General features: G+C 66.0%; 32 protein-coding genes. 18 read left to right on the top strand and 14 right to left on the bottom strand.

Going from position 1 to position 26,797, the window contains the following annotated elements:
- Positions 1–96: 96 nt before the first annotated feature.
- Positions 97–408 (top strand): hypothetical protein, encoded by a 312-nt coding sequence (locus ACYU98_RS07190; protein ID WP_460467524.1) that lies wholly within the window; start codon positions 97–99, stop codon positions 406–408.
- 66 nt (positions 409–474) lie between these two features.
- On the opposite strand, the gene ACYU98_RS07185 is transcribed toward ACYU98_RS07190, so the two are convergent.
- Positions 475–900: a PPOX class F420-dependent oxidoreductase gene (locus ACYU98_RS07185; RefSeq protein WP_460467523.1), complete on the bottom strand. Its 426-nt coding sequence runs from the start codon at positions 898–900 to the stop codon at positions 475–477.
- A 220-nt stretch (positions 901–1,120) separates the two neighbouring features.
- Here ACYU98_RS07185 and ACYU98_RS07180 point away from each other — a divergent pair, with 220 nt between their 5' ends.
- The 6 genes from ACYU98_RS07180 to ACYU98_RS07155 all read left to right on the top strand — a co-directional run bounded on the left by ACYU98_RS07180 (position 1,121) and on the right by ACYU98_RS07155 (position 6,430).
- Positions 1,121–1,516 (top strand): VOC family protein, encoded by a 396-nt coding sequence (locus ACYU98_RS07180; protein WP_460467522.1) that lies wholly within the window; start codon positions 1,121–1,123, stop codon positions 1,514–1,516.
- A gap of 29 nt (positions 1,517–1,545) precedes the next feature.
- The gene (locus tag ACYU98_RS07175; protein ID WP_460467521.1) at positions 1,546–2,556 is read left to right on the top strand and encodes a Gfo/Idh/MocA family protein; all 1,011 of its coding nucleotides are present in this window, start codon (positions 1,546–1,548) and stop codon (positions 2,554–2,556) included.
- Between the two features lie 38 nt (positions 2,557–2,594).
- Positions 2,595–3,200 carry a GrpB family protein gene (locus tag ACYU98_RS07170; protein WP_460467520.1) on the top strand — a complete coding sequence of 202 codons (606 nt, stop codon included), beginning with the start codon at positions 2,595–2,597 and terminating at the stop codon, positions 3,198–3,200.
- Positions 3,201–3,511: 311 nt separating this feature from the next.
- A complete protein-coding gene (locus ACYU98_RS07165; protein WP_460467519.1) occupies positions 3,512–4,618 on the top strand; it encodes a tyrosine-type recombinase/integrase in 1,107 nt (368 codons plus the stop codon).
- Complete coding sequence (locus tag ACYU98_RS07160; protein ID WP_460467518.1) at positions 4,618–4,944, top strand: helix-turn-helix domain-containing protein; 327 nt, start codon at positions 4,618–4,620, stop codon at positions 4,942–4,944. The genes ACYU98_RS07165 and ACYU98_RS07160 overlap by 1 nt, the downstream gene beginning before the upstream one ends.
- Complete coding sequence (locus tag ACYU98_RS07155) at positions 4,934–6,430, top strand: recombinase XerD (protein ID WP_460467517.1); 1,497 nt, start codon at positions 4,934–4,936, stop codon at positions 6,428–6,430. Before ACYU98_RS07160 ends, ACYU98_RS07155 begins: the two co-directional genes overlap by 11 nt.
- Positions 6,431–6,493: 63 nt before the next feature.
- Here ACYU98_RS07155 and ACYU98_RS07150 read toward each other — a convergent pair whose 3' ends face one another.
- A complete protein-coding gene (locus ACYU98_RS07150) occupies positions 6,494–6,664 on the bottom strand; it encodes a hypothetical protein (protein WP_460467516.1) in 171 nt (56 codons plus the stop codon).
- A gap of 154 nt (positions 6,665–6,818) precedes the next feature.
- Here ACYU98_RS07150 and ACYU98_RS07145 point away from each other — a divergent pair, with 154 nt between their 5' ends.
- The gene (locus tag ACYU98_RS07145) at positions 6,819–7,133 is read left to right on the top strand and encodes a hypothetical protein (protein ID WP_460467515.1); all 315 of its coding nucleotides are present in this window, start codon (positions 6,819–6,821) and stop codon (positions 7,131–7,133) included.
- Positions 7,134–7,242: 109 nt separating this feature from the next.
- Here ACYU98_RS07145 and ACYU98_RS07140 read toward each other — a convergent pair whose 3' ends face one another.
- The 3 genes from ACYU98_RS07140 to ACYU98_RS07130 all read right to left on the bottom strand — a co-directional run bounded on the left by ACYU98_RS07140 (position 7,243) and on the right by ACYU98_RS07130 (position 8,836).
- The gene (locus ACYU98_RS07140; RefSeq protein ID WP_460467514.1) at positions 7,243–7,581 is read right to left on the bottom strand and encodes a VOC family protein; all 339 of its coding nucleotides are present in this window, start codon (positions 7,579–7,581) and stop codon (positions 7,243–7,245) included.
- 58 nt (positions 7,582–7,639) lie between these two features.
- Positions 7,640–8,329 (bottom strand): Type 1 glutamine amidotransferase-like domain-containing protein, encoded by a 690-nt coding sequence (locus ACYU98_RS07135; protein ID WP_460467513.1) that lies wholly within the window; start codon positions 8,327–8,329, stop codon positions 7,640–7,642.
- Between the two features lie 81 nt (positions 8,330–8,410).
- On the bottom strand, positions 8,411–8,836 hold the full coding sequence (locus ACYU98_RS07130; RefSeq protein WP_460467512.1) for a nitroreductase family deazaflavin-dependent oxidoreductase: 426 nt from the start codon (positions 8,834–8,836) through the stop codon (positions 8,411–8,413).
- 176 nt (positions 8,837–9,012) lie between these two features.
- Here ACYU98_RS07130 and ACYU98_RS07125 point away from each other — a divergent pair, with 176 nt between their 5' ends.
- Positions 9,013–10,740, top strand: coding sequence for a hypothetical protein (locus tag ACYU98_RS07125; protein ID WP_460467511.1), 1,728 nt, complete (start codon positions 9,013–9,015; stop codon positions 10,738–10,740).
- 257 nt (positions 10,741–10,997) lie between these two features.
- On the opposite strand, the gene ACYU98_RS07120 is transcribed toward ACYU98_RS07125, so the two are convergent.
- On the bottom strand, positions 10,998–11,651 hold the full coding sequence (locus ACYU98_RS07120; RefSeq protein WP_460467510.1) for a class I SAM-dependent DNA methyltransferase: 654 nt from the start codon (positions 11,649–11,651) through the stop codon (positions 10,998–11,000).
- Positions 11,651–12,574 carry a GNAT family N-acetyltransferase gene (locus tag ACYU98_RS07115; RefSeq protein WP_460467509.1) on the bottom strand — a complete coding sequence of 308 codons (924 nt, stop codon included), beginning with the start codon at positions 12,572–12,574 and terminating at the stop codon, positions 11,651–11,653. Before ACYU98_RS07115 ends, ACYU98_RS07120 begins: the two co-directional genes overlap by 1 nt.
- 93 nt (positions 12,575–12,667) lie before the next feature.
- Here ACYU98_RS07115 and ACYU98_RS07110 point away from each other — a divergent pair, with 93 nt between their 5' ends.
- Positions 12,668–13,750, top strand: a complete 1,083-nt coding sequence (locus ACYU98_RS07110; RefSeq protein ID WP_460467508.1) for a flavin-containing monooxygenase — start codon at positions 12,668–12,670, stop codon at positions 13,748–13,750.
- A 35-nt stretch (positions 13,751–13,785) separates the two neighbouring features.
- Here ACYU98_RS07110 and ACYU98_RS07105 read toward each other — a convergent pair whose 3' ends face one another.
- Complete coding sequence (locus ACYU98_RS07105) at positions 13,786–14,379, bottom strand: dihydrofolate reductase family protein (protein ID WP_460467507.1); 594 nt, start codon at positions 14,377–14,379, stop codon at positions 13,786–13,788.
- A 132-nt stretch (positions 14,380–14,511) separates the two neighbouring features.
- Here ACYU98_RS07105 and ACYU98_RS07100 point away from each other — a divergent pair, with 132 nt between their 5' ends.
- From ACYU98_RS07100 to ACYU98_RS07075, 6 genes are read left to right on the top strand one after another with little or no spacing between them, the layout of a single operon-like run.
- Positions 14,512–15,369: an oxidoreductase gene (locus ACYU98_RS07100; protein WP_460467506.1), complete on the top strand. Its 858-nt coding sequence runs from the start codon at positions 14,512–14,514 to the stop codon at positions 15,367–15,369.
- Between the two features lie 58 nt (positions 15,370–15,427).
- Entirely contained in the window at positions 15,428–16,045 is a 618-nt protein-coding gene (locus ACYU98_RS07095; protein WP_460467505.1) for a LysE family translocator, read from the top strand.
- A gap of 60 nt (positions 16,046–16,105) precedes the next feature.
- Positions 16,106–17,284 carry an alpha/beta hydrolase gene (locus ACYU98_RS07090; protein WP_460467504.1) on the top strand — a complete coding sequence of 393 codons (1,179 nt, stop codon included), beginning with the start codon at positions 16,106–16,108 and terminating at the stop codon, positions 17,282–17,284.
- Between the two features lie 56 nt (positions 17,285–17,340).
- A complete protein-coding gene (locus ACYU98_RS07085; RefSeq protein WP_460467503.1) occupies positions 17,341–18,462 on the top strand; it encodes a methyltransferase domain-containing protein in 1,122 nt (373 codons plus the stop codon).
- Positions 18,459–19,382: a pseudouridine synthase gene (locus tag ACYU98_RS07080; RefSeq protein WP_460467502.1), complete on the top strand. Its 924-nt coding sequence runs from the start codon at positions 18,459–18,461 to the stop codon at positions 19,380–19,382. The genes ACYU98_RS07085 and ACYU98_RS07080 overlap by 4 nt, the downstream gene beginning before the upstream one ends.
- A gap of 33 nt (positions 19,383–19,415) precedes the next feature.
- Positions 19,416–20,216, top strand: a complete 801-nt coding sequence (locus ACYU98_RS07075; RefSeq protein ID WP_460467501.1) for an SDR family oxidoreductase — start codon at positions 19,416–19,418, stop codon at positions 20,214–20,216.
- An 18-nt stretch (positions 20,217–20,234) separates the two neighbouring features.
- Here ACYU98_RS07075 and ACYU98_RS07070 read toward each other — a convergent pair whose 3' ends face one another.
- Together ACYU98_RS07070 and ACYU98_RS07065 are read right to left on the bottom strand one after the other, a co-directional pair.
- Positions 20,235–21,605, bottom strand: coding sequence for an FAD-binding oxidoreductase (locus tag ACYU98_RS07070; RefSeq protein ID WP_460467500.1), 1,371 nt, complete (start codon positions 21,603–21,605; stop codon positions 20,235–20,237).
- Positions 21,606–21,668: 63 nt separating this feature from the next.
- Complete coding sequence (locus tag ACYU98_RS07065; protein ID WP_460467499.1) at positions 21,669–22,454, bottom strand: dioxygenase family protein; 786 nt, start codon at positions 22,452–22,454, stop codon at positions 21,669–21,671.
- Between the two features lie 78 nt (positions 22,455–22,532).
- On the opposite strand from ACYU98_RS07065, the gene ACYU98_RS07060 reads away from it, so the two are divergent.
- Positions 22,533–23,546 carry an LLM class flavin-dependent oxidoreductase gene (locus tag ACYU98_RS07060; RefSeq protein ID WP_460467498.1) on the top strand — a complete coding sequence of 338 codons (1,014 nt, stop codon included), beginning with the start codon at positions 22,533–22,535 and terminating at the stop codon, positions 23,544–23,546.
- Here the strand turns inward: ACYU98_RS07060 and ACYU98_RS07055 are convergent.
- The 4 genes from ACYU98_RS07055 to ACYU98_RS07040 are packed head-to-tail and all read right to left on the bottom strand — an operon-like array spanning position 23,536 to position 26,148.
- Positions 23,536–24,513, bottom strand: coding sequence for a quinone oxidoreductase family protein (locus tag ACYU98_RS07055; RefSeq protein WP_460467497.1), 978 nt, complete (start codon positions 24,511–24,513; stop codon positions 23,536–23,538). The two genes, ACYU98_RS07060 and ACYU98_RS07055, sit on opposite strands and share 11 nt — an antisense overlap.
- Positions 24,514–24,540: 27 nt before the next feature.
- Entirely contained in the window at positions 24,541–25,161 is a 621-nt protein-coding gene (locus tag ACYU98_RS07050) for an L-threonylcarbamoyladenylate synthase (RefSeq protein ID WP_460467496.1), read from the bottom strand.
- Between the two features lie 4 nt (positions 25,162–25,165).
- Positions 25,166–25,705 (bottom strand): DUF1697 domain-containing protein, encoded by a 540-nt coding sequence (locus ACYU98_RS07045; protein ID WP_460467495.1) that lies wholly within the window; start codon positions 25,703–25,705, stop codon positions 25,166–25,168.
- Entirely contained in the window at positions 25,702–26,148 is a 447-nt protein-coding gene (locus tag ACYU98_RS07040) for an OsmC family protein (RefSeq protein ID WP_460467494.1), read from the bottom strand. The genes ACYU98_RS07045 and ACYU98_RS07040 overlap by 4 nt, the downstream gene beginning before the upstream one ends.
- A gap of 37 nt (positions 26,149–26,185) precedes the next feature.
- Here ACYU98_RS07040 and ACYU98_RS07035 point away from each other — a divergent pair, with 37 nt between their 5' ends.
- Positions 26,186–26,797: a histidine phosphatase family protein gene (locus ACYU98_RS07035; protein ID WP_460467493.1), complete on the top strand. Its 612-nt coding sequence runs from the start codon at positions 26,186–26,188 to the stop codon at positions 26,795–26,797.

Here is a 26,797-nt window from a genome sequence, read left to right as displayed (position 1 = left end):
CGCGGCAACCGCAGGTGGAGCGTGTGCATCAGGGTTTCGACACAGATCGGGTATTGGATTGGTCGTAGGGTCGATCAATCGACGACGGGGGACTCAATGGACCGGACTGACGGCTTGATCAACCATCTCGAAGCGCTGCCGGGTGTCAAACGCAAAGGCACGGCCGCCCGCCCCGCTTGGTATCTGCACAACCGACTGGTCGCCCGCGCGGAGGAGGCTGACCGATGGGTCATTCGATGCACCTTCGCGTTGCGGGAGGAACTGCTCGACGCCTACCCGGACACCTTCGGCGTACGACCACAGTTTGAGGCCCACGAGAAGATCGAGGCTTATCCTGACGTCGGCGTCCTCGCAGCGATCGAACGCGCCCTCGACGCGGCATGGGAGATGCAGGGCGGCCGGGGCTGAGCTGCAACCGAAGTGGACGACGGAACTCCTAGCGGACGTACTACCGCCCGCAGAACAAGTCGTAACTCAGCGAGCCGTCCCGTAGACGTGAGTCACCTTGAGATGCAATGGAATTCGCTGGTCTGCAACCATCGCTCGGCGGTAGTCGGGCCAGTCTGAGTGTTCCGTTCCGCTGACGTGCCGATAGATGTCGATCAGCTCCTCCACACTCGCGTCGTCTGGTGACGCTGCGACCGGCAGGAGCGTGGCGTCGCAGTCGGCGACTGCGTAGGACCAGCCGTCCGGGCGTTGCGCGAACAGCGTGGCGCGCGAGTCGCGACGCAAGTTGGCCGTCTTCGCCCGATCGGCGGTGATCGACACCCGGATCAGGTCGGTTCCGGGGTCGTAGGTGTACGAAACATTCGACAGTTGCGGGCGGCCGTCCCGTTTGATCGTGGCGAGAACACCGAGGTGCAGGTCGGCCAGCAGGTCGCGCAGCGGGTCCGTGGACATTGTTTCCTCCGGTGAGCCGAGAAATTCGGGCACCAGCGACAACCGCCGGACGAGGTGGATGATTCCGAACCGCCGCCGATGGACGCGACGGGGGAGCGGCTTTGCCGACCCGTTCAGAGGCTTGTTTCGCCCGCTGCGCAGGAGGACGCTTGGACGCGGGCCAACATCCGTCGGCGACCTGCAGACGGCACTCGCCTGACCCACCGACCGGAGGCCCGACATGGCATTTCCAGCCCTGACCCACGTAGCCGTCACCGTCACCAATTTGGAGACCAGCACCCGTTGGTATGCGAACCTCTTTGGCGCCGATCCGGTGCTCGATGAGGACGAGGAATCCGGCGACTTCCACCACGCGGTCTTCGCCCTCGGCGGCGGAACGCTGTTTGGTGTCCACACCCACACCGGGTCGACGGCGACCGGCGCGTTCGACGAACAGCAGACCGGCCTCGACCACGTCGCCTTCGCGATCGAGCGCAGTGAACTCGACCTCTGGGCGGCGAAGTTGAACGAACTGGGAATCACCCACAGCGGCATCAAGGACGCCAGCTACGGATCGGGCATCTCGTTCCGCGACCCCGACAACATCGCGTTGGAGTTCTTCGCGCCGCCCGCTTGAGGATGAGGTGCGCTGGGTAATCTGACCGCATGACCTCGTCGGATCCCATGGACGCTCCCGCCCTGCGCTGGGGCATCATCGCGCCGGGCGGTATCGCGCATACGTTCGCGAAGGCGGTCACCACGGCGACAAAGTCGTCGGTGGTGGCTGTCGGTTCACGAGACGCCGGACGGGCTGAGGCGTTCGCGCGGGAGTTCGACATTCCGCGGTCGTACGGCGAATACGCCCGCGTTGCAACCGATCCCGAGGTCGACGCGGTCTATGTCGCGTCGCCGCACTCGGCACACAGGGAACACGCGCTGCTCGCCGCACGGGCCGGGAAGCCTGTGCTGGTCGAGAAGGCGCTGGCCCGCAACATCGGTGAGGTCACCGACATCTTCGACGCCGCCGCGCAGGCGAACGTGTTTGCGATGGAAGCCATGTGGACCCGGTTCCTGCCGCACATCGCGTGGCTGCGGGAACGTATTTCCGCCGGCGCCATCGGCGAGATTGTGCATGTCGCGGCCGATCACGGGCAGTCGCTCGACCTGCCGAACAACCATCGCCTGAAGGATCCAAAATTGGCCGGGGGAGCGCTGCTTGACCTCGGTGTCTACCCCGTCTCGTTCGTCATCGATTTGCTTGGGTCGCCGAATGAAATCAAGGCGATCGGCGCACTCACCGAAACCAGCGTCGACGGCCATGTCAGCGCTGCACTCCGCTACACAGGCAAGGCTCTGGCCCAGATCGACACCACGTTGTGGACGAGGACTGCGACGACCGCAGTGGTTTCCGGCACCGAGGGCAGCATCGAGGTCGACAGCGCCTTCTACCGTCCGACGGTCGCCCGACTACGGCGGGCCGACAAGATTGGCACAGTCGTCGAGGAGTTCGATGGGCGACTCGAGGGTGGTTTTCAGTTCCAGATCGCGGAGGTCGCGCGTTGTGTTGCGGCCGGCCGCACGCAGAGTGACCGGAACAGCTGGGACTCCTCGCGCGCCGTCATCTCGGCCCTCGACGAAATGCGGCGACAGGTCGGTGTGACTTACCCAGGCGAGTAGTTCTTCCGCGAGGATGGGCGCTAGGTAGTGTGCGGCGCATGAACGAATCTCACGAGACTGGCAAGCACCGTCGGGCCGACGTGACCGACGTCGAACTCGTCGGGGGAGTCGAGAAGCGGGAACTGTTCCTCCTCGACCATGACAGTTCTTGGGCGAGCGATTACGCGGCTCACGAAGCCCGCATACGCAATGCGCTCGGTGAGGTTGCAGTTGCGATCGAGCACATCGGATCGACCTCGGTTCCAGGGCTCGCCGCCAAACCGATCATCGACGTCCTGGTGACCGTTCGCGACATCACCGCCGATGAAGATTATGTCGATCCGCTGATCGACGCCGGTTACGTGTTGCGGGTGCGGGAACCCGGACACCGCCTCGTACGAACTGAGCAGCGGGACGCGCACATTCACATCCTCGAAGTCGGCGACCCGGCGGCGACCGATTATCTGTTACTACGGGATCGATTGCGAAGCGATGAACGTGACCGGCAGTTGTACGAAGACACCAAGCGCGACCTGACGGCGCGCGACTGGGCTGACATGAACGCGTACGCCGATGCGAAGACGACCGTTATCGAGGAGATCAAGGATCGCGCACGGGCGGCACTGGCACGACAAACGGATGGCGGCTCTCAAGAACGGGCGTGAATCCGTGCTGTCCTGACCATCCGTTGTTGATGTCCGATAATCTACATTATGTCAAGTAAAACGGTCATTATTGCAACGGATGCATGATCGGCCGCTTTCTCGTTGCCGACGTACTGATCCCCAGCTCCAGGGGCTCTGACCTGCGCGTTTCTCATGCCGTGCGGGTTGGTCTGGTCGATGGGCCACGCATACCGTAGCTCGGTTCGAGGCTTGGCCGTTGCGACGCGTCAGGCCTCTGACCTGCACGTTTGCTGGCGATCATGCATTTGATGCAATATACGCCCGGACAACGTGCTCGATCTGGAGGTGCTGTGGCTGTCGACAAGGCTGGTCGTTTCGTCGCGCTGGACGCGGTGGCGATGCTGCGGCCGGACGAGCAGGTGTTCCAGGACATGCTGACCGGGTGGCGCAACCAGCAGCTGAGTCGGAACCTCCAGCTGCGCACGATCGAGGCTCGCGAACGGCTGATCAGTCGCTTCGTGGAGGCGACCAACGAGTACCCGTGGTCGTGGACTGTCGCCCATGTCGATGAGTTCTTCGGCGATCTGCGCAGCCTTCGACACGCGAAAGCGACGACCGTTCGCGGCTACCAGACTGGCCTGCGGCTCTTCTGCGCCTACGTGACGAGTGCGGACTATGGCTGGCCGTCGGCCTGCGAGCAGCACTTCGGCGCTTCGCCGTCACAGGTCTGCTTCGAGTGGAACACGGTCGCTCACATCCAGGACAACGAGTCGGCCCCGACCAAACGCGCCTTCACTCAAGAGGAGCTACAACGCTTCTTCGACCGGGCCGACGACGAGGTCGACCAGATCCACACTCACGGCCGAAAGGGCTGGCTGCCTGCCTACCGCGACGCGGTGCTGTTCAAGACCGCGTACGCGTGGGGCCTCCGGCGCAACGAGGTCCGTCACCTGCAAACCGTTAACTTCTCACGCAATCCGCACGCTCGTGAGTTCGGCCGCCACGGAGTGCTGCACGTGCGGTATGGCAAGGCGATGAAGGGCTCACCACCGAAGCGGCGCAGCGTCCTGACCGTCTTTGACTGGTCCGTGGAGGTCCTCAAGGACTGGCTCGACATCCACCAGCGGCTCCCCCAGCACGGCTTGGACATGTTCGTCAGCGAACGCGGCACCCTGGTGTCCGAGAGTGCCCTGATCACCCGGTTCCGTCGGTACTGCAATGACCTGAGCCTGTCCCCCGGCCTGGACTTCCACTCGCTGCGCCGCAGCTATGTCACTCATCTGATCGAGTCCGGAATGGACGCCCTCTTCGTCCAGCAGCAAGTCGGACACGAGCACGCATCCACCACCGCGCTCTACACGTGTGTGTCGAGCGACTACCGCGTGACAACTTTGCGACGAGCCCTGGACGGCACAATCAAGGATGCGTTGGCCGGTCTGGACCAGGAGGAAGCCTGATGCGCCGCAAGATCACCTACACCTGGCACCTCGCCGAGCTCATGGCCCGCGACGGTATGCACAACTCCACCGACCTACTCCCCCACCTGCGCGAACGAGGCATCGACCTGTCGTCGTCACAGATCTACCGACTCGTGACTGGCACGCCCGAACGAGTCTCGCTCCAGTTCATGGCCGCGTGCTGCGACATCTTCGGCTGCACCCTCGACGATCTGGTGACCAGCACAGCGACCACTGGCGCCCGAAAGGTCGCCAACGCCAACGTTGTTGACCTGAGTCGCTCCGCGCGGCCACGACGAGCAAGGATCGTGCCGGATGCCGATTGAGGTCAAGCCGCGCAACACCACACGCGGGCGGCCACGCACGACCGGTACCACGGCCTGTGCTCGATGCCAGCGCCTCGCCGGCAAGGCCCGCACCACCTGGCCCGACGGCCGCATCTGCGGAACCTGCTTCTACGAAGCGATGCGCACCACCGGCGCCTGCCCCCGGTGCGGTGACGTCCGACTCCTCCCCGGCCGGGATACCAGCACCGAGGCACCGATCTGCGGACCATGTGCAGGCATCGGCAACCTCACCTGCGACGGATGCGGTCAGGAGGCCGAGCACTACCGGCGCGGACGCTGCGCCCGCTGCTGCCTCACGGAGGACCTCCGCGAGCTGCTCCTTCCTGGTCGCACCGACCCTGCACGGGCAGCCAAGACCGTCCATCTGCTGGCTGCGGCGGACCGGCCCGAAAGCGTGCTGACCTGGATGCGTTCGGGGAAGGTGCGCGACCTGCTGACTCGCATCGGGACGGCCGAGCTGCCCCTCACGCACGCCGCCCTCGATGCCGAACCCGCCGGCCGGCACGTGGAGCACCTGCGCAGTATCCTGGAGCACCACGGCCTGCTCGAGGCCCGCGATCACTACCTGTCTTTGTTCGAACGATGGCTGACGGACAAGCTCGCGCCCGTCACCGACCCAGCGATCCGTCAGCCCGTCGAACAGTTCGGGCGCTGGCACCACGTCAGCCGCATCCGCAAGATGAACAACGTTGGCACGTCACGCTCGCGCGGGCCGGTTCACTCCTCCAAGCAGGAGGTCACCGAGACGTTGAAGTTCCTCACCTGGCTGCACGAGGCGCACGCCAAGCACCTACCTGAGTGCAACCAACAGGACGTCGACGAGTACCTCGCTGACGGTCCCACGACCCGCCACCTGATGAGGACGTTCTTCGTCTGGGCCGATCGGGCGCACGTCAAACAAGGCATCGTCATCGGACACCGCACCGCTCGGACCACACGAGCGATCACCCAAGATGACCGACTGGCATGGATCCGGACGTTGCTCACCGGCGACCACGAGAGCCTCCCCTACCGAGTAGCCGGAGTCCTCCTGCTTCTGTACGCCCAACCCTTGGTACGTCTATCCGCAGTCAGAGTCGACGCCGTCATCAGCACACCGAACGGCCTGGCGATCACCTTCGGCACGGACCCGGTGCCACTTCCGGAGCCGTTCGCCGGACTCGTCCGCGAACACCTGGAAGCTCGACCGAACCAGCGCGGAGCCAACGCCAATAGCGAATGGCTCTTCCCAGGGACGCGGGCCGGAAACCACCTTCACCCCAACACCTTCATGGACCGACTGCGCGCCCTCGGCGTCAACCTCCTCGGCGCCCGCAACACCGCCCTTCGACAACTTGTCGCACAAGTACCACCGCCGGTCGTCGCCAGCATGCTCGGCTACAGCGCCCAAGTCGCTCACCTCCACACATCGAGTGCCGCCGAACCGTTTAACCGGTACGCCGCGAGGGGCGTGCAGGCCCGCTGATACGTGCGCCGAAATGACCAGGCACGAGCGACTGCTCAGAGCCGAGCCTGAATGGCTGGCGGACTACTCCTTGAGCATGGCCCGCCAGTACGCCCGTTCTTCCTCGGTAGGCGGGCGTGCGTTCGCGTACCAGGCCTTGCGCGCTTCGTCGGCGGCTTCTTCGCCGTGCTTATCAGGGCAGTGCGCTGCGCAGCAGCCACACAGCCGGCCGCGGGCAAGGTCGACCTCGGCCATGTCCTCACACTTACAGTCCGGACACTCGCAGGAGCCGAGCTCATCCATCTGCATCCGGTGACGCTAGCCCTGGCACCCAGCCCGCGGCGAATGAAATACACGTCGGCCCAGAAAACGGTGGCACGGTCCCTAGGTCCCTGGGTAACATATCGCCATGACTGACAACACAGTGAAGATCGAGCGAGTCCAACTCGGGGTACGCATGGAGAAGAACCTCGTGAAGGTCCTCAAGGGCCTCGCGGAGTTCAACGACGAGACGCTTGGCGAGTTGCTGGAGCGGATCGTCTACCACTCCTTCGACCCGGTAGTTGGCGACGAAGGCGAATCGTGTGCAAGCCCCCACAGCAAGCGCCAGCTCGCAGCCATCGAGGCGCTGCGCACCACATACGGACTGTCATCCGACGTGCACGCACCACGATCCTTCGATCGCGACGTACCGGACACTGACGCACAGGACGACGCCGACTAGGACCGACGCGCAGAGCCTGCGTTCCGGCCGCGGTGGGGGCACAGAAAACAGCAGGCTCGAATATTGACGATGTCCAGTCACCGTAATTCCGCTTGGATCACCGGCTGTGTCACTCCTCGACACAGAACTCGTTCCCCTCAGGGTCCGCCATGACCACGACATTCTCGTTCTCGCTGACCACCGTGGCTCCGAGTCCCTTGAGCCGCTCAATCTCAGCCCGCAGGTCGCCGACCGCACGCAGGTCGAAGTGTTGTCTGTTCTTGGCGGTCTTCGATTCGGGCACGCGCTGGAACCACAGGGTCGGACCGCCCCAGCCAGGTGGCTCCACCCACGCCTTCTTCGGGGTGCCGTCCTCATCGACGTTCGAGCCCAGCGCGGCGGCCCAGAACGACGCGACGACAATCACGTCGCGGCAGTCAAAAGTCACGGATTTCACGAAGGAGACCACGACTAGCGAGCATAGCGACGGCGGATACGCCTAAGACGAATTCGCCTGGCAGAGCTCATCATTCCGATCCAGAACTGCCCGTTCCTGGAAACAAGTGCCATTGCCCCTCGGAGATGACCTCGACCTTGCCGTTCACAACCGTGATCGCCGTCTGGTCATCGATCGCGTACGCCGGTCCCCCGATGTCTGCCGCCCATCGCGTCGCCTCAGCAAGGTTGTTGTCCGGCATGAGCTGGTGATCCAGATGCGGGAAGATTGAGAAGTCAACGGCGCCGAGCGTTTTGTCATCCTCACCGGGCGGCTGCCAGTGAACGAAGTCCACACCGATCTTGGGCGTCATCACCATGCTGCCGGCACTCATCCCGACCCAGACAAGTTCCGGCTGAGTCGACAGCACGTCCATCAGCCCGGACTCGAGCATCCAGTGGCGCAGGAACACCGCGTCACCGCCGTCCACCAGTAGGACGTCCGCCTCCCGAACCCAAGGAACCCAGCGGTCAGCTCCGATACTCGGCAGGGCCGTCAGCTCCAGCAGCCCGACAGACTTCCAGCCGAGGTCAGTCATCGGCGCCGGACTTCGACCTGCGACGAACCGCCAGGCCGACGTCGGCGTACACGAAGGGTGTCCGTACTCAGCCGTCGGAATACACAGCGCAAAACATTCATCGATCGGCTTGCCAAGCAGGCCAACGAGCGCGTCCAGGATGCTCGGGTTCGAGACTCCCCCAGACGTAAGAAGCAGCTTCACGATCTCTCCCGATTTCAAACCAGCTCGAGTGTTCATTCTCAACCGGCCCACCGGTCAGGTGGCCCGGTTGAGTCGCTCGGATCAGCGCGGCGTCAGAAGAGCCACCGGAATGCGGCGCGACGTCTTCTGTTCGTAGCCCGCGAATGTCGTGCCCTCGGCCAGGAGCCGCTGCCACATGGCGTCCCGCTCCGCGCCCTTCAAAATCCGTACAGAAACCGTCTGTCGATTCGATCCGATCTCGACCGACGCCTCCGTCGCGACTCGCAGATTTCGGAACCATTGGGGCTCGCTGTCCGAACCTGCCGCGCTCCCCGCGACTGCGAAACCACTGTCCGTGTCGAGGTAACACACCGGCGTTGTGATCTGGCGGCCACTCCTGCGACCGGTCACCGTGAGCAGCAGGATCGGCAACCCGGCCATCCGGCGCACCTTCGCCGAACTCACTCGCCGATAGAGCGACACGTGCAGGCTGGTAACCGCGCGCTGGACCTTCGATTTGATGGGCATACAGCCAGTCTCCTCCCGAGCTCGCAGCATGGGAACACCTAAGGTCGCATTCCACTCCCTCGACCACTTTATCGGTGGTCACTGACAACCTCGGAAATCACGAATTACGCTGACAGCGAACAGGATTCGCTACCAGAACCCTTCCCTACCAATGGGTACAAGCGTACGATACGAAGATGGAACACGCCAGGAACACCGACCCCGAAGCGCCCGTGCGGGCCGCCAAGGAGTTCCTGCAAAACATCCTGTACGAAGACGGCATCGCCGCCGCTGTCGACGCCGCGGACTCCCCCACCCTGCTACCCGGACTCAACCCGATCACCCGCCACCTGCTGATCATCGAACTCCTGGACGCCAACCTCTACGAACGCCTCAAAGAAGCCGACCCCTTCCACGAAGAAACCGGCGACGACTACTGGTCACCCCTGCCCTACGGCGGATCCACCCCCACCGGCGCCACCCCCGCCACCATCACCACCCGCGCGACCACCGCCGAACCGTACGAAGAAACCCGGCCCGGGATCCTGCAAGCAGCCCGTTTCGAACAGGCAACCGTCTGCGCCCACCGCGCCACCCAAACCTCCGCCGCGGTCCGCACCCTGGCCGCCGCCCGGTTCGCGACCTACGACCCACCCACCGGCACCCCCGATATGGCCCCCTGCGACTTCGTCGAACACACCCCCGAGCACCTCTCCCCCTGGGCGCAGTCCTACCTGGCGCCCGCCCTCGGCCTAGGCCCCTACCAAACCGACCGACTCATCGAAGAAGCCCTCTGGATGCGGACCCGCACCCCCGAACTCCTCGACCTCGTCGCCCACCAAGGACCCAACCCCCGCGGCGGCAAGAACACCCAAGACCATGGGCCATTAGCCACAACGAAGACCGCGGGGAAGCCGGCGAAGGGTTCGACGGAGGTGCCGATCAACCTCGACACGATCGCGGTCATCGCCCGCGAACTGCAAGACGCCCGACCCGAAACCTGCGAGACCGTGCAAGCAGCAGTCCTGCGCCGCGGGATTCACCACACCACCAGGGTGCAGGCCCGCCGCTCCACCCGAACCCTGGTCACCAAACACGAGGCCGCCGCGGCGCGAACCACCGCGAAAAAGACCGCCGCGCAACAACAAGGGGTCTGGTTCGACCACCACCCCACCCCCGGCCTTTCGATGCTGTCCGCGGTCATGCCCACCGAACACCTCGAAACACTCATCGCCGCGATCGAAGAACACGCCCAACAACTACACCGCGACACCAAAAACAACAGCGGCAGCGAAGACCGGACCCTGGGCCAACACCGCACCGACGCCCTCTTCCACCTCGCCATGCGCGGCATCACCCTCAAACTCAACCTCGACATCATCATCCCCAGCGCACACCCCGTCAGTAACAGTGCCGACAGCACTAACAGCGACGGTGGCAACAGTGGCGATGACACGCTTGCTGATCGCGTGACTGATCCAGCAGCTGTGGGCAACGGTGCCCCACCGGGAGTCCCTGCGGTCCGGACCGCTTTTCGAGCCGCCCCAGCGGAACCGGCCGACGCGCTGAGTGACGCGCTGAACACCGCCGGTGCGATCGCCTTCGGCCGCACCGGCGCCCTCAGCGTCACCGCGCTCGCCGACCTCGTGGCCACCTACCCCGGCAGAGCCATCACCGTGAACGGCGCCCTGCGGACCATCGACGACATCACCGGTGAACCAAGCGGCCAGTGGACCCAACCGATCAGCCAGTCGACGAACAGCGACCCGCTGTCGCCGGGCGGCGACCACTACCGCCCTCCCCCAGCCTCCGCGAAAAAGTCATCGCCCGCGACCGAACATGCCGCCACCCCGGCTGCACCCATCCAGCCCGCTACACCGACCTCGACCACATCACCCCCTGGCCGGCGGGCCAAACAACCCTGACAAACCTGCACTGCCTCTGCCGCCGACACCACCGCGCGAAACACGCCCGCTGGAAAATCACCACCGACCCCCACGGCAACGAAACCTGGACCAGCCTCACCGGCCGAACCTTCAACACCACCCCCGGACTCCTCAACGACCTCAACGACCTCAACGACCTCAACGACGCGGAACCCCCCAACACCAGCTGAATCTTGTTGAACCACAAAGGGTTTCCGCGACCCTCGCGACCAGATTTCACCGGCAGCCGAAACGACTCAGTCGGCTGTGGCCACGACGACTGCTTGACCATCCCGCTCGTGATCAGCCGCGCCACGCGACAGACGTGCGACCTCGCGGAAGCCCGCCGCAGCCAGCTGCTCGACCATCCAGTCCGGGGTGCGCCGATATCGCTTCAGGGTGATCTCGTGGCCTCGGCGCCGGTAGCTCGCCGACACATCGGCGACTCCGTCACCTGTCTGAAAGCCGACCAACACGACTCCGCCGGCCCGCAGCACCCGACGTATCTCTCCGAATATCTGTGGCAGGTCGGAGTCGGGATTGTGGATCGTCGAATACCAAGAGAAGACGCCATCAAACGCATCGTCGCCGAACGGCAGTGCGGTCAAAGTGCCTACTTGCGAAGGAAATTCGCGATGGTCGACCTGCGCGCGACGAATCATCTCCGCCGACAGGTCGACCCCCTCGACAACGCAGCCGAGGTCGGCGAGCAACGGCATCATCCGTCCCGCGCCGCATCCCGCATCGAGCACCCTGCGCTGCCCCGCGACCAACCCCGCGAAGTGCTCGATCATCGCCAGCTCCACCGGCAACTCCGGCTCGGTGGACCGGAAATGGTCGGCGTACGTGTCAGCAACGACGTCGTACGCCGCCCGCACCGCGCCCTCGTCCTGCGTCCTCGCGCCGTCCATCACAGCGAACGCCCAAGCCCCTCGGAAGCTGGTCGTCCGACTTCGGGACGACGGAAGTCGGTCACCTCGGGCAGCTGCTCGAACCCCGCCGAACCGTAGGCCGCCACCCCACCGACGTTGCTGCTCGGGGTGCAAACCGTCACGCTCGACGCGCCCATCTCCTGCAGCGCCGCCGCAGCCGCAACGGCGATGGCCCGCCCGTATCCACGTCCGCGATAGTCGCGATGCGCGCCCAACGGCTCAATCAGTCCCGGGCGCCCGCGACCGGCCGACCACACGGTCGTCGTGGCGACCGCATTGTCATCGGCGTCGTACGCAACCAAGCAGCGCGCCTGCCGATAGGCCGGCGCCGACGCCATCGCCTGCCACCGCCGCACGCTGAACGTCGAGTTCGGGAACGCAGCCAGCATCACCGCCACCCGGTCGCGCACGATGGCCTCCGGGGAATGGTCCGCATCGAGGGCTTCGATCCGCAGACCGCAGTCCTCGACCGGCTCCCCCAGCGTTCGCCGCAACGGCGTCCAGGGCTCGTCGGGCGTCCATCCGCTGCGCTGCAACAGATCACGAAAGGCGCGCCCGGCGCGAGCCTCGACGAACCCGCGGTCAGCGGGCAACACCCCATGGCCAGGGTCGCAGAGATCGGCCAGCAGCAGGTCCGCGAATTCCTCGTCCTCTTGAACGCTCGGCGCGATCGCCATCCGAATGAGGGCCTCCTTCGCATCGACCGCACCGGCGGCCACCAGTTCCCCGTCACGACGCCACGCGCGGACTTCGTCAGCCAACGACGGCGCTCCGAAGCGCAACGCCCAGCCGAGATCGCCGTTGTGCAGTTGCACCGGTGCGCCTTCTCGCTGCCAGGTCGCCACCGCGTCGATAATCTCGTGCACCGAGCTCGTTGTTGCGGACTCCACAGTGATCGACATGCCTGCATCCAAGCCGACATGCGAGCCATACCGCCACCTGGATTTCGTCCCGCGCACGCGGCATATCGGCGGCACCACCGGCGTTGATGAGGCGTGGAGATCTGGGATTCGATCGTGATCGGCGCCGGCCAGGGCGGCCTGGCTGCTTCCTACTTCCTGCTTCAGCGGGGCGTCGACCACGTCGTGCTCGACGCCAACCCGATCCCTGGCGGCGCGTGGCAACACCGGTGGAACTCCCTGACCATGCGCGACGTGCACGGCGTCGCGGACCTGCCGGGCGAACCTGCACCCGCGCGATCTGATGAGCGCGCCAACAGCGCGATTCCGAACTACTTCGCCGCGTACGAAGAACGCCATGACCTTCCCGTCATGCGCCCGGTCGAGGTCACCGCGGTGACCAGCGAGGGCGACCTGTTAGTGGTCCATTCGGCGCAACGTAGCTGGCTCACGCGCACCCTGATCAACGCCGCCGGAACGTGGACCGCGCCGAACTGGCCGAGCTATCCCGGGATGGGAGATTTCAGCGGCCAGCAGTTCCACACCGCCAATTACCCAGGCCGAGAGCAACTGCGCGGCAAAAGAATCATGATCGTCGGGGCCGGCGCTTCGGCCGTGCAGTTCATCGGCGAGCTCGCGCCCATCGCCGACACGATCTGGGTGACTCGTCGTCCACCGCGATGGCGCGCCACCGGCACCTTCGACCGACGAGCCGGCCTGGAAATCGTCACCGAAGTCGAACGACGCGTCGTCGCCGGACTGCCACCGACCAGTGTCGTCGAAGCCACCGGCCTCGTCCTGCGCGAGCAGGAGTCCGCCGCCGCCGCGCGGGGGGCGTACGACCACCCGCGGCCAATCTTCGACCGACTCGAGCCGACCGGCGCGCGGTGGGGTGACGGCACCTTCGAACGCGCCGACGTCATCCTCTGGGCAACCGGATTCCGTTCTGCCGTAGACCATTTGGAGCCGCTTGGGCTGCGCGGACCGGAGGGCGGCATCCCGCTCGAGCGGGTGCCCGGGAATGTCCAGGCAGCAACAACCGCCGTACGCGATCCACGGGTCCACCTCATTGGCTACGGCCCCTCGGCGAGCACCATTGGGGCGAGCCGAGCAGCCCGGCGCGCTGCACGGGAGGTCGCCGAACAGGTCGGCTCCAGGGCCACCGAAGACGCGTCCTAATCTGGCATCGGCAAGGCCTGGGGTGTCCGACACGGCTACCTCGCGACCGCTGCCCTGGTCATCCCTGCTCGGCCGACCACGTCGTAGGCCAGGTGCACCACACCCGAGTCGAATCGGTGTTCGCCGGTCAGTTGCAAACCGACCCGCAGATCGCTGGGCAGCCACGCGGTCCCGCCGCCAACCACGACCGGATTCGCGTAGTACTCAACGGAATCCACAATGCCGGCCCGCAGCGCATGGGCCGCGAGGGTTGGCCCGCCGATCGTGACGATCCCGTCGACACTGTCGACGAAACGGCGCGCGGCAACCGGGTCGAAGGAGCGCTCGAGCTGGGTGCGCGGGGTCTCCACCGCAGCCAGCGAGGTCGAGAACACGACCTTGTCGCGGCCGCGCCACTGTTCGCCGTACGCCCGCTCGGCCGGGTGGGCGTCGGGTTCGGTTCCGTAGGTCTGCCAGACCTTCAGCACCTCGTAGAGTCGGCGTCCGTAGAGCTCGGCCACCACCGGTTGATCGCGCTCGTTCAGATAGGTGTGGACCTGCGCATCCGGGGCACACCAGTCGAATTCTCCGCGCTCATCGGCGACATAGCCATCGAGCGAACCGATGCAGATGTAGACCAGCCGTCCCATCGCCCCAGCATCGCAGCAGGTTCGGAATGTGGTCGTTATAACGACCACATTCCATGACTACGGGTGTCGTGGGAGATGATGCTTCGGTAGTCGAAGCAACCCCGAGTTTCCACACTTGTCTGGAGCGATGCCATGACCACCTTCTCGTTTGCCGGCCACCTCGTGAACCGAATCGGCTTCGGCGCCATGCAACTGCCCGGCCCCGGTGTCTTCGGTCCGCCGCGCGACCGCGACGCGGCGCTCGCGGTGTTGCGCCGCGCGGTCGAACTCGGCGTGAACCACATCGACACCTCCCAGTTCTACGGTCCGGATGTCTCCAATGAACTGATCCGCGAGGCGCTGCACCCCTACGCCGACGACCTGGTGTTGGTGTCGAAGATCGGAGCTCGGCGCGGCGAAGACGGCAGCTGGCTGCCCGACCAGCACCCCGAGGCGCTGAAGCGCGACGCGCGCCGCAACCTTGAAGCACTCGGCGTCGACCGCCTGCCGGTGATCAACCTGCGCGTCATGCCCCGCGAGGAAATGTCGTCGGACGAAGATTTCTGCCCGCTCGACGAGCAGCTGCAGGCCATGCGCGACCTGGTCGACGAGGGCGTCCTGGAGGCATTCGGCATCAGCAACGTCACCACCGACCAGGCCCGGCAGGCGCTCGACGCGGGCGCGATGTGCGTTCAGAACGCCTACAACCTGCTGCACCGCGACGATGACGCCACCTTGGAGCTTTGCCAGGAACGTGGCGTCGCCTACGTCCCGTTCTTCCCGCTCGGGTCTGCCTTCCCACACATGCCGAAGGTGACCGAGGACCCCCGCGTTCAGCAGCTCGCCGCACAGCATGACGCGACTGCCAGCCAGGTCGGCCTCGCGTGGTTGTTGGCTCGCGCCGACAACATTCTGCTCATTCCGGGCACCTCGTCAGTGGCCCACTTGGAGGAGAACATGGGCGCGGGCTCCGTCACCCTCTCGGCCGAAGACGTTTCAATGCTCGGCTGACCGCCACTTCGTGGACGCAACTGGTCCGTAGCGCACTGTCGGACGCATACTGCGATCCATGGCGCACTACCTCAGCTTCGTGGTGTTCGCGACCGTGATCGCCGTGGCGCCCGGTCCGGACACGTTCCTGACCCTGCGCAACACCGTGATCGGTGGCCGACTACGAGGCCTGTGGACCACGGTCGGGATCTGCGTCGCGGGCGCGACCCAAGGAGTCCTGGCGGCTGTGGGGCTCGGGGCGATCATCGCCGGGTCCCGGCCGGTCTTTGAGACCATCCGCTGGGCTGGCGTCGCCTACCTCACCTACCTCGGCATCATGGCGTTCCGCGCCGCGATCCGAGCCAAAGACGCCGACTGGTCGACTCCCGCCAAGGCGGTAGCCTCACCCTGGCGCGCTCTGCGGCAAGGCTTCCTCTGCAACATCACCAACCCCAAGGTGCTCGCCTTCAACCTCGCGGTGCTCCCCCAGTTCGTCGCGCCAGGCACCCCGATGATCGGCATCATCGCCTACGCGCTGACACTCACCCTGGTCGGCCTGGTGGTGTTGTTGGCGGTCGTCGCGTTGGCCGGACGAGCCCGAGCCGCATTGCAGCGCAAGCGAACCCAGCGAATCATCGAGGCTGGCACCGGCGCGGTCATGATCGGTTTCGCCACGGCTCTTGCCGACCATGCCTAACCCTCACCGCTCCCAGGAAACTCTCGGCAACCTCCCGGAATTAAGGCGCACCCTGCAGGGGTGTCACTGACTGGTTCCACCCTGCCGCTCCTGCTTGCCCTCGCCGCGCTCATCCTGTTCGCGGCCTTGGTCATCGGCTTCCCCAGGCTGCGCAACCGCTGGGCCGCCGGCGGCGTACGAGCCGGGCTGGCATTGCTGCTCAACGCCAGCGTCGTCACGCTGGCGTTCGTGATGCTCAACGATCAATACGCGTTCTACGTCAGCTGGAGTGATTTGGCTGGATACCAGTCGCCGGCGGTGCAGGTTCGCCATGGCGGTAGTGCCCACGACGCCAATGTCGCGAAGGTGGTCGGCGTCGGCTTCAACCAGTGGCACACCCCGGCCCACCTGCCCAAACTCCCCGACCCGGGCCAACGGATGCAGCGCTATGTGGTCAGCGGCCGTGTGAGCGGCTTCCACAGCGCAGTGTGGGTGTATCTACCCAAGGGCTACAACTCGGCGTCCGCGCAGACCTATCCGGTGATCATGGCCCTGCATGGGTTCCCCGGCGGCCCCGGTTCGATGAATCACTACGGGATCCTGCAGGCGTTCGACGAGATGGTCGCCCAACACCGACTCGTGCCCAGCATCATGGTGATCCCGCAAATCGACGACCCGGTGCCACTGGACACCGAATGTGTGAACGTGCCCGGCGGTCCGCAGGCCGAAAGTTGGCTGGCTCAAGACGTCCCCTCCTGGGCGATCTCCCATTTCAGGGTCGAGACCAAACGCACGTCGTGGGCCGCTTGGGGCTTCTCGTACGGCGGATGGTGCGCCGCCCTGCTCGGCTTCCGCCACCCCGACATCTTCGGCGCCTCAGTCGCGCTGCAGGGCTACTTCCGACCGAGTTTCTCCACCGACTACGAACCCTTCAAGCCCGGATCGGCCGCCTACGAGCAGTACGACCTGGTGAAGATCGCCCGCCAACACCCGCCGGCCCTCAACCTGTGGCTCATGGCCAGCAAGGAGGATTCGCTGAGCTATCCCTCCACTGACGCCCTGGTCAAGGACGCCCGAAGGCCGCTGTCGGTCACGGCGCTGCTGTTGAAGCAGGGCGGCCACACGGTCTCCGTCTGGGGTCCCAAGATCGGGCCGTCATTCGCCTGGCTGGCCCAGGCGATGCCCGGTTTCGACCCGCTCGCTCCCGCGCTCGCCGCGCCCTATCACGCAAAGGTCCCGCCGGCCCGTCACCGCCGCTGAGGCGTGATCCCCCGTCGCCCCAGGGTCGCCGCCGGCCTGACCGTATTCTCGACACCATGCAATGCGGCTACTTCGACCGGAACGAGTGCCGGTCGTGCACCTTCATGGGTGAGCCCTACGCCGAGCAACTCGCGCGCGGCGAACTCCTGGTTCGAACCGCGCTGCCGATGATCGCCGCGAACGTCTGGCAGGACGCGTACGCCGGGCCCGAGTCGGGCTTCCGGAACAAGGCAAAACTGGTCGTCGGCGGCCAGCGCGGGGCGGTGACCCTCGGCATTCTCGACGCCGGCGGCAACGGTGTGGACCTCACCGGCTGCGGGCTCTACGAACCCGCGCTCGCCGCCGCCCTCATCCCGCTGCGCACCGTGGTCGACGACCTCGGACTCACGCCGTACGACGTCCCGCGCCGCAGCGGCGAGCTGAAGAACATCCTGCTGACCCTCTCCCCCTCCGGCGACCTGATGATCAGGTTCGTGCTGCGCTCGCAGGGCCAGCTCGGCAAGCTGCGTGCCGGGCTGGACCGTCTTCGGGCGGCCTTGCCGAACACCCGGGTGATCACCGCAAACCTGCTGCCCGATCACAAAGCCGTGACCGAGGGTGATGAGGAGATCGCCTTGTCCGACGCGGCGACCCTGCCGATGCGGCTCGGCCCGATCACCCTGCACCTCGGCCCGCGAAGCTTCTTCCAGACCAACACCGACGTCGCGACGGCGCTCTATCAGCAGGCCGCGCAGTGGGCCGCCGAAGCGCCGGCCGAGCGGCTGGTCGACTTGTTCTGTGGGGTTGGCGGGTTTGCCCTGCATTGCGCCGGTGCGGCGCAGCAGGTCGTCGGTGTGGAGATCTCGGCGGACGCGGCCAGGTTCGCCCAGCGGTCCGCGGATGAACTGCACTCCTCGACAGACTTCGCCTTCCATGCCGGCGACTCTGCGCAGTTGCTCAGTCTCGCCGGCGACCCCGATCTGGTGATCGTGAACCCGCCCCGGCGCGGTATCGGCGCGCAGGTCTGCGACTGGATCGAGAAATCGACCGCGAGCCGCCTCCTCTACTCCAGTTGCAACCCGACCAGCCTCGCCGCGGATCTGGCTCGGCTGCCGTCATTCACCGCGACCCACGCCCGCCTGTTCGACATGTTCCCCCAGACCGCGCACCACGAGGTGCTGGTCGCGCTGCAGCGATGAGCCGACGCCGACAACCACCCCGCTCCCCCTGGCCCCAGGTGAATGGCATCGACGCGATGCGGATCACGCTGCCGCAAGAGGGAGCGTGGGCGACTCTCGGCGATCATCTGCGCGACCGATTGCATTCCCTCACCGCGCAGGAGGTGGCATACATCTTCACCGAGGGCAGGATCGCGGCGGCGGACGGGCGCCTCCTGACGCAGCAGGAGCCGTACGTCCGCGGCGAGGTGGTCTTCCTGCGCCGTGAACTGCGGCCCGAACCGGAAGTGCCGTTCGACATCCCCGTGCTCCACGAGGACGAGCGCATCCTGGTCGTCGACAAGCCGCACTTCCTGGCCACCATGCCGCGCGGACAACACATCACCCAGACCGCCGTCGCCCGACTTCGCGTCGATCACGGTCTGCCGGATCTCACCGCCGCCCACCGGCTCGACCGACTCACCGCGGGTGTGCTGCTCCTGGTGAAACAGATCGGACATCGCGGCGCCTATCAACAACTGTTCGCCCGGCGCGAATGCCACAAGCTGTACGAAGCGATCGCCCCACGCATCGATGGTTTCGTCGGCGTCGACGACGTGGCGCTGCACCTACACAAGGTGCGCGGCGACCCGGCCACCCGCATCGATCCGTGGCGAACTCCCAACGCACACACCGCTGTTCGCATCCTTGAAGAGCAGGGATCGTTTGCGCGCTACGAGCTCGAACCGCACACCGGGCGCACCCACCAGTTGCGCGCCACCTTGAACCACCTCGATGCGCCGATCGTCGGAGATCCGCTGTATCCGGTCGTACGCCGGGTGTCGTCGACGGACTACAGCAACCCGTTGCTGTTGCTCGCCCGGCAACTCGCTTTTCGGGATCCGGTGACGGGTCAAGACCTGGAGTTTCGCAGCGCGCGCCACCTTCCGTGGCCCGGCTGATTGAATCGACGCAGCCACGAGAGGACACAACTGATGGACGTCAAGGACAAGACCGCCGTCGTCACCGGCGCCGCCGGTGGCATCGGTGCGGCGATTGCTGCCGAACTGATCACCCGCGGAGCAAGTGTGGTGCTGGTCGACCTCGACCCAGCGGTGCGGCAGACAGCCCAGGCGCTTGGTGAGCGAGCGGTTGCCATCACCGGCGATGTCGCAGCCACCGACGTCATCGAAACGGCCATCACCGCCGCCGAGCAGTTGTCGGGACCGGCCGAGCTCTACTTCGCCAATGCCGGCATCGCCGGCGCACCTGGGCTTGAAGCGACGGAGCGTGACTGGGACCTCAGCATCGAGGTGAACCTGCGCGCCCACATCCGAGCGGCTCAGCTGCTCATTCCGCAGTGGACCGACCGTGGCGCCGGCTACTTCGTGTCGACGGCGTCGGCGGCTGGCCTGCTGACCCAGATCGGGTCGGCGACCTACGCGGTCACCAAGCATGCAGCAGTCGCGTTCGCGGAGTGGCTGAGTGTGACATACGGCGATCAGGGGGTGCGCGTCAGCTGCTTGTGCCCGATGGGAGTCGAGACCGCCTTGCTGCGCGCCGGATCAGCCTCGGGTGACCGGCTCGGCGCGGCCGCTACCCAGGCCGTGCTGTCCGCGGGCGAGGTGTTGTCGCCTGCCGAGGTCGCCAGCGAGGTGTTGGCCGCGGTCGCCGCCGAAACCTTCCTGATCCTCCCCCATCCGCAGGTGCGCACGATGCTGCAGCAGAAGGCGGCCGATCCGGACCGCTGGCTGAGCGGCATGCGCCGTTATCAGGCGAGCTTGCTGTCTGAGTGAACGGCAGTAGCCCGTGACTCAGTAGCCCGCGCCGGGGTTCAAGATCCCGAGCGGATCGAAGGCCGCCTTGATCGCATGCTGCAAGTCGACGACGTCGTCACCGAGCTGGGCGCGCACCATCGGTTGTTTGATCCGGCCCACGCCGTGTTCACCGGTGATCGTGCCGTCCAACGAAAGCGCCAGCTCGATGATCCGGGCGAACGCCCGTTGCACGCGCTCCTGCTGGTCGGGGTCGCTCGGGTCGTGAACAATCACCGGATGGGCGTTGCCGTCACCGGCGTGAGCCACGGTCGGGATCGCGAGGCCCAGTTCAGCGGCGATCTTCTCCACGCCGCCCAACAGTTCGGGTAAGCGCGGCACCGGCACCCCGACGTCCTCCAGCAGACAGGCGCCCAACCGCTCTAACGAGGGCAATACCGCTCGCCGCGCGGCGACGAAGAGCACGCCATCGTCCGGGTCGTCGGTGTCAACGACGTCAGTCGCGCCGGCATCCTGACAGGCCGCGCGAACCAGATCCATCTCGAGCTGTCGGGACTGGCCGGCGGCGTCGGATTGCACCAACAGCAGCGCTCCCGCACCGCGATCCAAGCCCATCTTGAGGTTGTCCTCGACCGCATTGATCGAGGCGTTGTCCATCAACTCGACCATCGAGGGTTTGCAGTCGCGACACATTTGCACCACGGCGCGGGCCGCCTGGGTCACGTCGGCGAAGGTCGCGACCAGCGTCGCCGGCGGCGCCAACGGCGGCGTGAGTTTGGCGATCACCGCGGTCACTACACCGAGGGTGCCCTCGCTACCGACCATCAGTTTGGCCAGCGGCAAACCGGTGACGTCCTTGGCTCGGGGACCGCCGAAGGTGACGAGTCGACCGTCGGCGAGCACCACATCGAGGCCGAGCACGTAGTCCATCGTGACGCCGTACTTCACGCAGCAGAGGCCGCCGGCATTCGTGGCGACGTTGCCGCCGATGGAGGAAATCTCGTACGACGAAGGGTCGGGCGGATACCAGAGGCCATGCTCGGCCGCAGCCTGCTTGACCGCCACATTGAGGGCGCCGGGCTCGGCGCGGGCGGTGCGGGTCGCCGGATCGATCTCGATCGCAGTCATCCGCTCCAACGACAGAACGATGCCACCATCGAGGCCGTCAGCGCCCCCGGACAGGCCCGTTCCGGCGCCGCGCGGGGTCACCGGGATTCGATGCGCCGAGGCCCAGCGCAACGTCGTCTGCACCTGTTCGACGGTGCGTGGCAACACCGCCGCGAGCGGCAACTGCGCTCGCGGATCGCGCGCCCGGTCGTAGCGATACGCCTCGCGTTGTTCCAGCGACGTTCGTACGACGTCCGGACCGAGTTGGTCGATCAGTTCATCGATGAAGTCGTTAGCGGCCATTCGTCGACGATAACGCTGAGCATCACCCGCAGTTCGAGGTCGTTCGAAAAGTCAGTTAAAAGGTCAGTTGAAAGTCCATGACCGCTTCGACAAGCCGAACCAGAACCCGTCGATCTCGCTGTCGCCCTCGACCGATCCGGCCACCGAGCTCGCCCCAAGCGAGACGAACAGCGGCGCCCAATGCTCCGAGCGAGGGTGGGCCTCAAGCGCGGCTGGTGCTTTGTCCATCCAGTCCAGGATGCCGTCGACATCGCCGGCCGCGACCCGCTCCGCCGCCCAGTGGTCGAACTCCTGCGACGCCGCCGGCGCCGTGGCGTCCGCACCGCCGGAGGGGTGGAACCAGCTCAGGTTGTGGGTGGTGAAACCGGAGCCGATGATCAAGGTTCCCTCATCGCGCAGCGATGCGAGTTTCTGACCGAAACCGAACAACTCCTGCGGGTCCAGCGTCGGCATCGACACCTGGAGAACCGGCACATCGGCGTCGGGGAACATCTCGACCATCGGAACGTACGCCCCGTGGTCGAGGCCGCGATTCGGGTCCTGCTGGACCGGCCCGAGTTCGGCCACATTGCGCGCGACGGCGTGGGCGAGTTCCTGCGCCGGCGGCGCGTAATAGGTGACGTCGTAGTACTTCTGCGGGAAGCCCCAGAAGTCATAGGTCAGCGGCGCTCCGGTGGTCGAAGAGACGGTGATCGGGTTGTTCTCCCAGTGGGCCGAGACGATCAGCACGTTCTCGGGCTTGGGGAGCTTTTTCGACCAGGACGCCAGCTGGCTGGTCCAGGTGGTGTCGTCCGCCAGCGGCGGCGCACCGTGGGAGAGATAGAGGACCGGCATACGACTGGAGTTCATGGTTTTAGGGTAGATCCAATAAAGTTGATTCGTCAACTACATGGGAACAACCCGGTCAGGACGCCGGTTGCAAAACCCGTGAGCGAACGAATCCCCTTGAGTGCGTTGGAACTCGTGCCGTTGAGCGCGGGTATGGAACGACCGCAGGCCTTCGAGAACAGTCGCGCCCTGGCGCGCGACCTCGACCGTCTCGGCTACCACCGATTGTGGGTGGCCGAACATCACGGCAGCACCACCTTCATGGCCAGCGCCACCTCGTTGATCCTCGCCGACCTCGCCCATCACACCGAGCGCATCCGGCTGGGCAGTGGCGGCGTCATGCTGCCCAACCACTCCCCCTTGATGGTCGCCGAGTACTACGGCACCCTCGCCACCCTCTACGGCGACCGCTTCGACCTCGGCATTGGCCGCGCTCCCGGAACCGACCCCATGACGGCGGCAGCGTTGCGCCGCGGGGAGTCCGACCTGAACGACTTCGCTCGCGACGTCCTGGGCATCGTCGATCACCTCGACGGAACCGCGACCGTACGAGCAATTCCCGGGGAGGGCACCTCAGTCCCGGTCTGGATGCTCGGCTCCTCGACCGGTGGCGCCCAAGTCGCCGCCGTCTTGGGCCTGCCCTATTCGTTCGCGTCGCACTTCGCTCCGCAACAGATCCGCGAAGCGATCGCGCTCTACCGGGAGCGGTTCGACGCCGAAGCCCGCACCGCGCAGGTCGAGCGACCGACCGTGATGGCGGGCGTAAACGTGTTGATCGCCGACACCCGGGCCGAAGCCGAACGGCTGTTCACCAGTTCGCAATTGATGCGAATCCGACTGCGTACGGGTCAGCTTGGTCCGCTTGAACCGCCGGTCGACGACCTGGCCTCTGTCGTTCCGGAGGAACTGCTGCAGTTCGCCGGCAGCCCGGACGGACCGGCCACCTTCGTCGGCACGGCCGACGAGGTCGTCGAGGGTCTCCAGGGATTCGTCGACGATCACGACCTCGACGAGGTCATCGTGACGACGTACACCTACGACCCGCAGGTGCGGCGTGACTCCTACGCCAGACTCGCGCAGGCGTGGGGCCTGACCGCAACGCCTACAGCGTGAGCACAACCTTGCCGGTGGTGGCGCGGCCCTCGAGGGCTTCGTATGCCGCAGCGGCCTGCTCGATCGGATAGGTCGCGCCGATCTCCAACTGCAGTGAACCGTCGGCCAGTCCGTCGAGGATGTCGCCCGCGCGCCAGAGCACCTCGTCGCGGTCGAGCAGGTAGTGCGCCAGCGTCGGGCGGGTCACGAAGAGGGACCCGCTCGAGTTGAGTCGCTGGAGATCGAAGGGCGGAACCTGACCGCTGGCGCCGCCGAACAGCACCGCCATCCCGCGCGGTCTCAGGCTCGCCAGGGACGCATCGAAGGTGTCCTTGCCGACTCCGTCGTAAGCGACATCGACGCCCCGACCGGCCAGCTCGCGCACCCGCGCGGCCAGCGAATCACCTTCGTAGTCGCGGTAATTGATGAGGTGGTCAGCGCCGAGTTGCTGCGCAACGGCCAGCTTCTCGGCGCTGCCCGCGGTCGCGACGACCGTCGCGCCCTTGGCGGTGATCAACTGCACCAGCAACTGCCCCACGCCGCCGGCCGCCGCATGGACCAGCGCGATCTGCCCTTCCTGCACCGGCCAGGAGGAGTTCACCAGGTAGTGCGCGGTCATCCCCTGCAGCATCGCCGCGGCAGCGACCGTCAAGTCCAGGCCGTCCGGCACGGGCACTGCCAGGCGCTCGGGGACATTCACCAGTTCGGCGGCGCTGTGGGAGGTCTGCGCCCAAGCCACCCGGTCACCCACCGCGAAGTCGGTGACATCGGCGCCGATCGCAACAACCTCACCGGCAGCTTCCTCGCCCAACACGAAGGGCGTCTGCTGCGGGTAGACGCCTTGGCGCTTGTAGACATCGATGAAGTTCACCCCGATCGCGGCGACCTTCACCTGCACCTGATCGACCTCGGGCGGCGCGACCTTCACGTCGGATACTGCGAGAACGGAACGGTCGCCGTGTTCGGTCACCAGAAGGGCACGAGTCATGCCGCCCACTCTAGAACCGGTCCGTCGTCACTCGAACGGTGTCGGGTCACCGGCGCCTACGCGTACGACCTGCGGGGCGCCGTCGGAGAAGTCGACGACCGTCGTCGGATCCACGCCACACTCGCCCGAATCGATCACCGCATCGATGACGTGATCGAGTTCCTCTTTGATCGACCATCCGTCGACCATCGGTTCGTCGTGGCCGGGCAGCAGCAGGGTGCTGGTCAACAGCGGCTCCCCCAGTTCGCGCAACAGCGCGTGGACGACGGGGTGCTGCGGGATGCGTACGCCGACCGTCTTCTTCTTCGCATGCAGGAACCGGCGCGGCACCTCGGAGGTCGCCGGGAGAATGAACGTGTATTGCCCTGGCGTCGCGGCCTTGAGGGCGCGAAAGACCTTGTTGTCGATCACGACGAACTGCCCCAACTGGGCGAAGTTGTCACACATCAGCGTGAAGTGGTGCTTGTCGTCGAGGTGTCGGATCCGCACGATTCGCTCTTTGGCGTCGGCGTTCCCGAGCATCGCGCCAAGCGCGAAACACGAGTCGGTCGGATAAGCGATCAGACCGCCATCGCGCAGGATCTGCACCGCCTGGCCGATGCTGCGCGGTTGGGGGTCCACCGGGTGGACGTCGAAGTAGCGGGCCATCGCGTTAACTTACCGCCCACTTGTCGGCGAGCGCCCGCATCACCTTGAGGTCGCGAGTGGTGCCGGGTCCGAGCAGCTTCTCCAACCGGGCGTTGCTGATCTTCGCTGCGTGGGTCGACCGGGTGAGCCACCAGTGCACCTCGCTGCCGTTGACCCGAAGCCGCTCGCCCGGAGCGTCCCACTGGTCGAAGACCTTCGCAGCCTCCGCCGATGCGGGCTTGCCCAACAGCGTGACGTAACGACGGTCGCTCGAGCCGAGCGGATCTTCGTACGCGTCCGCCTCCTCGACGATCCGCCGCAGGTCGGCGGGCTGCCGAAGCATCACCGGCACCTCGAACCCGAGTTCGTCGAGGATCGCCTTCTCCAAAGCCGCGATGATGCGGGCATCACTGCGCAGACTCGTCGTGACCAGGACGTTCCCGGTTTGAATATGGGTCGCCACGTCGCGGAAGCCGGCTTCGGTGAGGATCCCGCGCAGCCGTTCCATCAGTACCTGCCGGCCGCTGACATTGACTGCTCGCAGGAAAGCGACCCGGGTCGTCACCGCACGTCCATCGTCACGTCGGCGCCCAGTTGGACAGTACGGCTGACGGTGCAGAGTCGGTCGTGGGACAACGCCACTGCTTGCGGCAACTGCTCGCGAGCCGCATCGCCGGCGTCGCCCTCGGGGAAGGTGACCGCGAAGGTGACGGTGATCGGGCCCATGTGGTTGTGCTGCTCGTCTCGCAACTTCTCCCCCGCGGCGGTCACCTCGAAGGTTTCCGGTTCGCTGCGACGAGAGGTGAGGATGTCGACGTCGATCGCCGAGCAGCCGGCTATCGCGGCGAGCAACAGCTCGACCGGGGTGAACTGGTCGTCGCCGCCACTGCCGAAGTCGAAGGTCCCGCCCCGCGCGTTGGTGGCGCGGAATTCGCCGGCAGCGGTGCGGGTGAGGGAAACGGAACGCATGGCGTCCGAAGCTGGGGTCGGGGTCAGGTTGGAGGTCATGGAACCCAGCCTGCCACCACTGACTAGGTTGGCCATCATGAGCAACGCCGCGCCCGAACACAGCCTGATCCTGATCCGCCACGGCGAGACCGAATGGTCGCGCTCCGGGCAACACACCGGCACCACGGATCTGCCGCTGCTGCCAGAGGGTGAAGCTTGCGCCGTGCGTGCGGGAGAGGTCGTCGCCGGCATCGACTTCGTTGCGGCGTACAGCTCCCCGCTACAGCGCGCGCAACGCACCGCGCAGCTGGCGGGGCTGAAGAATGTGCAGATCGACGACAACCTGCGCGAGTGGGACTACGGCGGCTACGAGGGCCTGACCACCCCACAGATCCGCGAGCAGACCGGCGACCCGACGTGGGAGATCTTCAAGGACGGCGTCATCCCGGGTAAGACACCTGGCGAGACGGTCGAGGACGTCGCCGCCCGGATGTCACACGTGTTGGCCAAGGTGCAGCCACAACTGTACGAAGGCAACGTCGCTCTCGTGGCCCACGGCCACGCGCTGCGCATCCTGACCGCGGTGTTCCTGCAGCTCAGCCCGCGTTTCGGGATGCGTCTGCTGCTCGACGCGGGCGCGGTCTGCCGGCTGGGGTATCACCACGACGCCCCGACCATCCAGATCTGGAACCGGCAGACCCGCGCCTGA

This window comes from Calidifontibacter terrae (assembly GCF_054778835.1).
Note: the sequence above shows the minus strand (reverse complement) of the source record. Positions and strands in the feature narration are given on the sequence as shown.

Coding starts and splice junctions, on each gene's coding strand:
- ACYU98_RS07190 (WP_460467524.1), top strand. CDS start 97: ATGGACCGGACTGACGGCTTGATCAACCATCTCGAAGCGCTGCCGGGT.
- ACYU98_RS07185 (WP_460467523.1), bottom strand. CDS start 900: ATGTCCACGGACCCGCTGCGCGACCTGCTGGCCGACCTGCACCTCGGT.
- ACYU98_RS07180 (WP_460467522.1), top strand. CDS start 1,121: ATGGCATTTCCAGCCCTGACCCACGTAGCCGTCACCGTCACCAATTTG.
- ACYU98_RS07175 (WP_460467521.1), top strand. CDS start 1,546: ATGACCTCGTCGGATCCCATGGACGCTCCCGCCCTGCGCTGGGGCATC.
- ACYU98_RS07170 (WP_460467520.1), top strand. CDS start 2,595: ATGAACGAATCTCACGAGACTGGCAAGCACCGTCGGGCCGACGTGACC.
- ACYU98_RS07160 (WP_460467518.1), top strand. CDS start 4,618: ATGCGCCGCAAGATCACCTACACCTGGCACCTCGCCGAGCTCATGGCC.
- ACYU98_RS07155 (WP_460467517.1), top strand. CDS start 4,934: ATGCCGATTGAGGTCAAGCCGCGCAACACCACACGCGGGCGGCCACGC.
- ACYU98_RS07150 (WP_460467516.1), bottom strand. CDS start 6,664: ATGGCCGAGGTCGACCTTGCCCGCGGCCGGCTGTGTGGCTGCTGCGCA.
- ACYU98_RS07145 (WP_460467515.1), top strand. CDS start 6,819: ATGACTGACAACACAGTGAAGATCGAGCGAGTCCAACTCGGGGTACGC.
- ACYU98_RS07130 (WP_460467512.1), bottom strand. CDS start 8,836: ATGCCCATCAAATCGAAGGTCCAGCGCGCGGTTACCAGCCTGCACGTG.
- ACYU98_RS07125 (WP_460467511.1), top strand. CDS start 9,013: ATGGAACACGCCAGGAACACCGACCCCGAAGCGCCCGTGCGGGCCGCC.
- ACYU98_RS07120 (WP_460467510.1), bottom strand. CDS start 11,651: ATGGACGGCGCGAGGACGCAGGACGAGGGCGCGGTGCGGGCGGCGTAC.
- ACYU98_RS07115 (WP_460467509.1), bottom strand. CDS start 12,574: ATGTCGATCACTGTGGAGTCCGCAACAACGAGCTCGGTGCACGAGATT.
- ACYU98_RS07105 (WP_460467507.1), bottom strand. CDS start 14,379: ATGGGACGGCTGGTCTACATCTGCATCGGTTCGCTCGATGGCTATGTC.
- ACYU98_RS07100 (WP_460467506.1), top strand. CDS start 14,512: ATGACCACCTTCTCGTTTGCCGGCCACCTCGTGAACCGAATCGGCTTC.
- ACYU98_RS07095 (WP_460467505.1), top strand. CDS start 15,428: ATGGCGCACTACCTCAGCTTCGTGGTGTTCGCGACCGTGATCGCCGTG.
- ACYU98_RS07085 (WP_460467503.1), top strand. CDS start 17,341: ATGCAATGCGGCTACTTCGACCGGAACGAGTGCCGGTCGTGCACCTTC.
- ACYU98_RS07080 (WP_460467502.1), top strand. CDS start 18,459: ATGAGCCGACGCCGACAACCACCCCGCTCCCCCTGGCCCCAGGTGAAT.
- ACYU98_RS07075 (WP_460467501.1), top strand. CDS start 19,416: ATGGACGTCAAGGACAAGACCGCCGTCGTCACCGGCGCCGCCGGTGGC.
- ACYU98_RS07070 (WP_460467500.1), bottom strand. CDS start 21,605: ATGGCCGCTAACGACTTCATCGATGAACTGATCGACCAACTCGGTCCG.
- ACYU98_RS07065 (WP_460467499.1), bottom strand. CDS start 22,454: ATGAACTCCAGTCGTATGCCGGTCCTCTATCTCTCCCACGGTGCGCCG.
- ACYU98_RS07055 (WP_460467497.1), bottom strand. CDS start 24,513: ATGACTCGTGCCCTTCTGGTGACCGAACACGGCGACCGTTCCGTTCTC.
- ACYU98_RS07050 (WP_460467496.1), bottom strand. CDS start 25,161: ATGGCCCGCTACTTCGACGTCCACCCGGTGGACCCCCAACCGCGCAGC.
- ACYU98_RS07040 (WP_460467494.1), bottom strand. CDS start 26,148: ATGACCTCCAACCTGACCCCGACCCCAGCTTCGGACGCCATGCGTTCC.
- ACYU98_RS07035 (WP_460467493.1), top strand. CDS start 26,186: ATGAGCAACGCCGCGCCCGAACACAGCCTGATCCTGATCCGCCACGGC.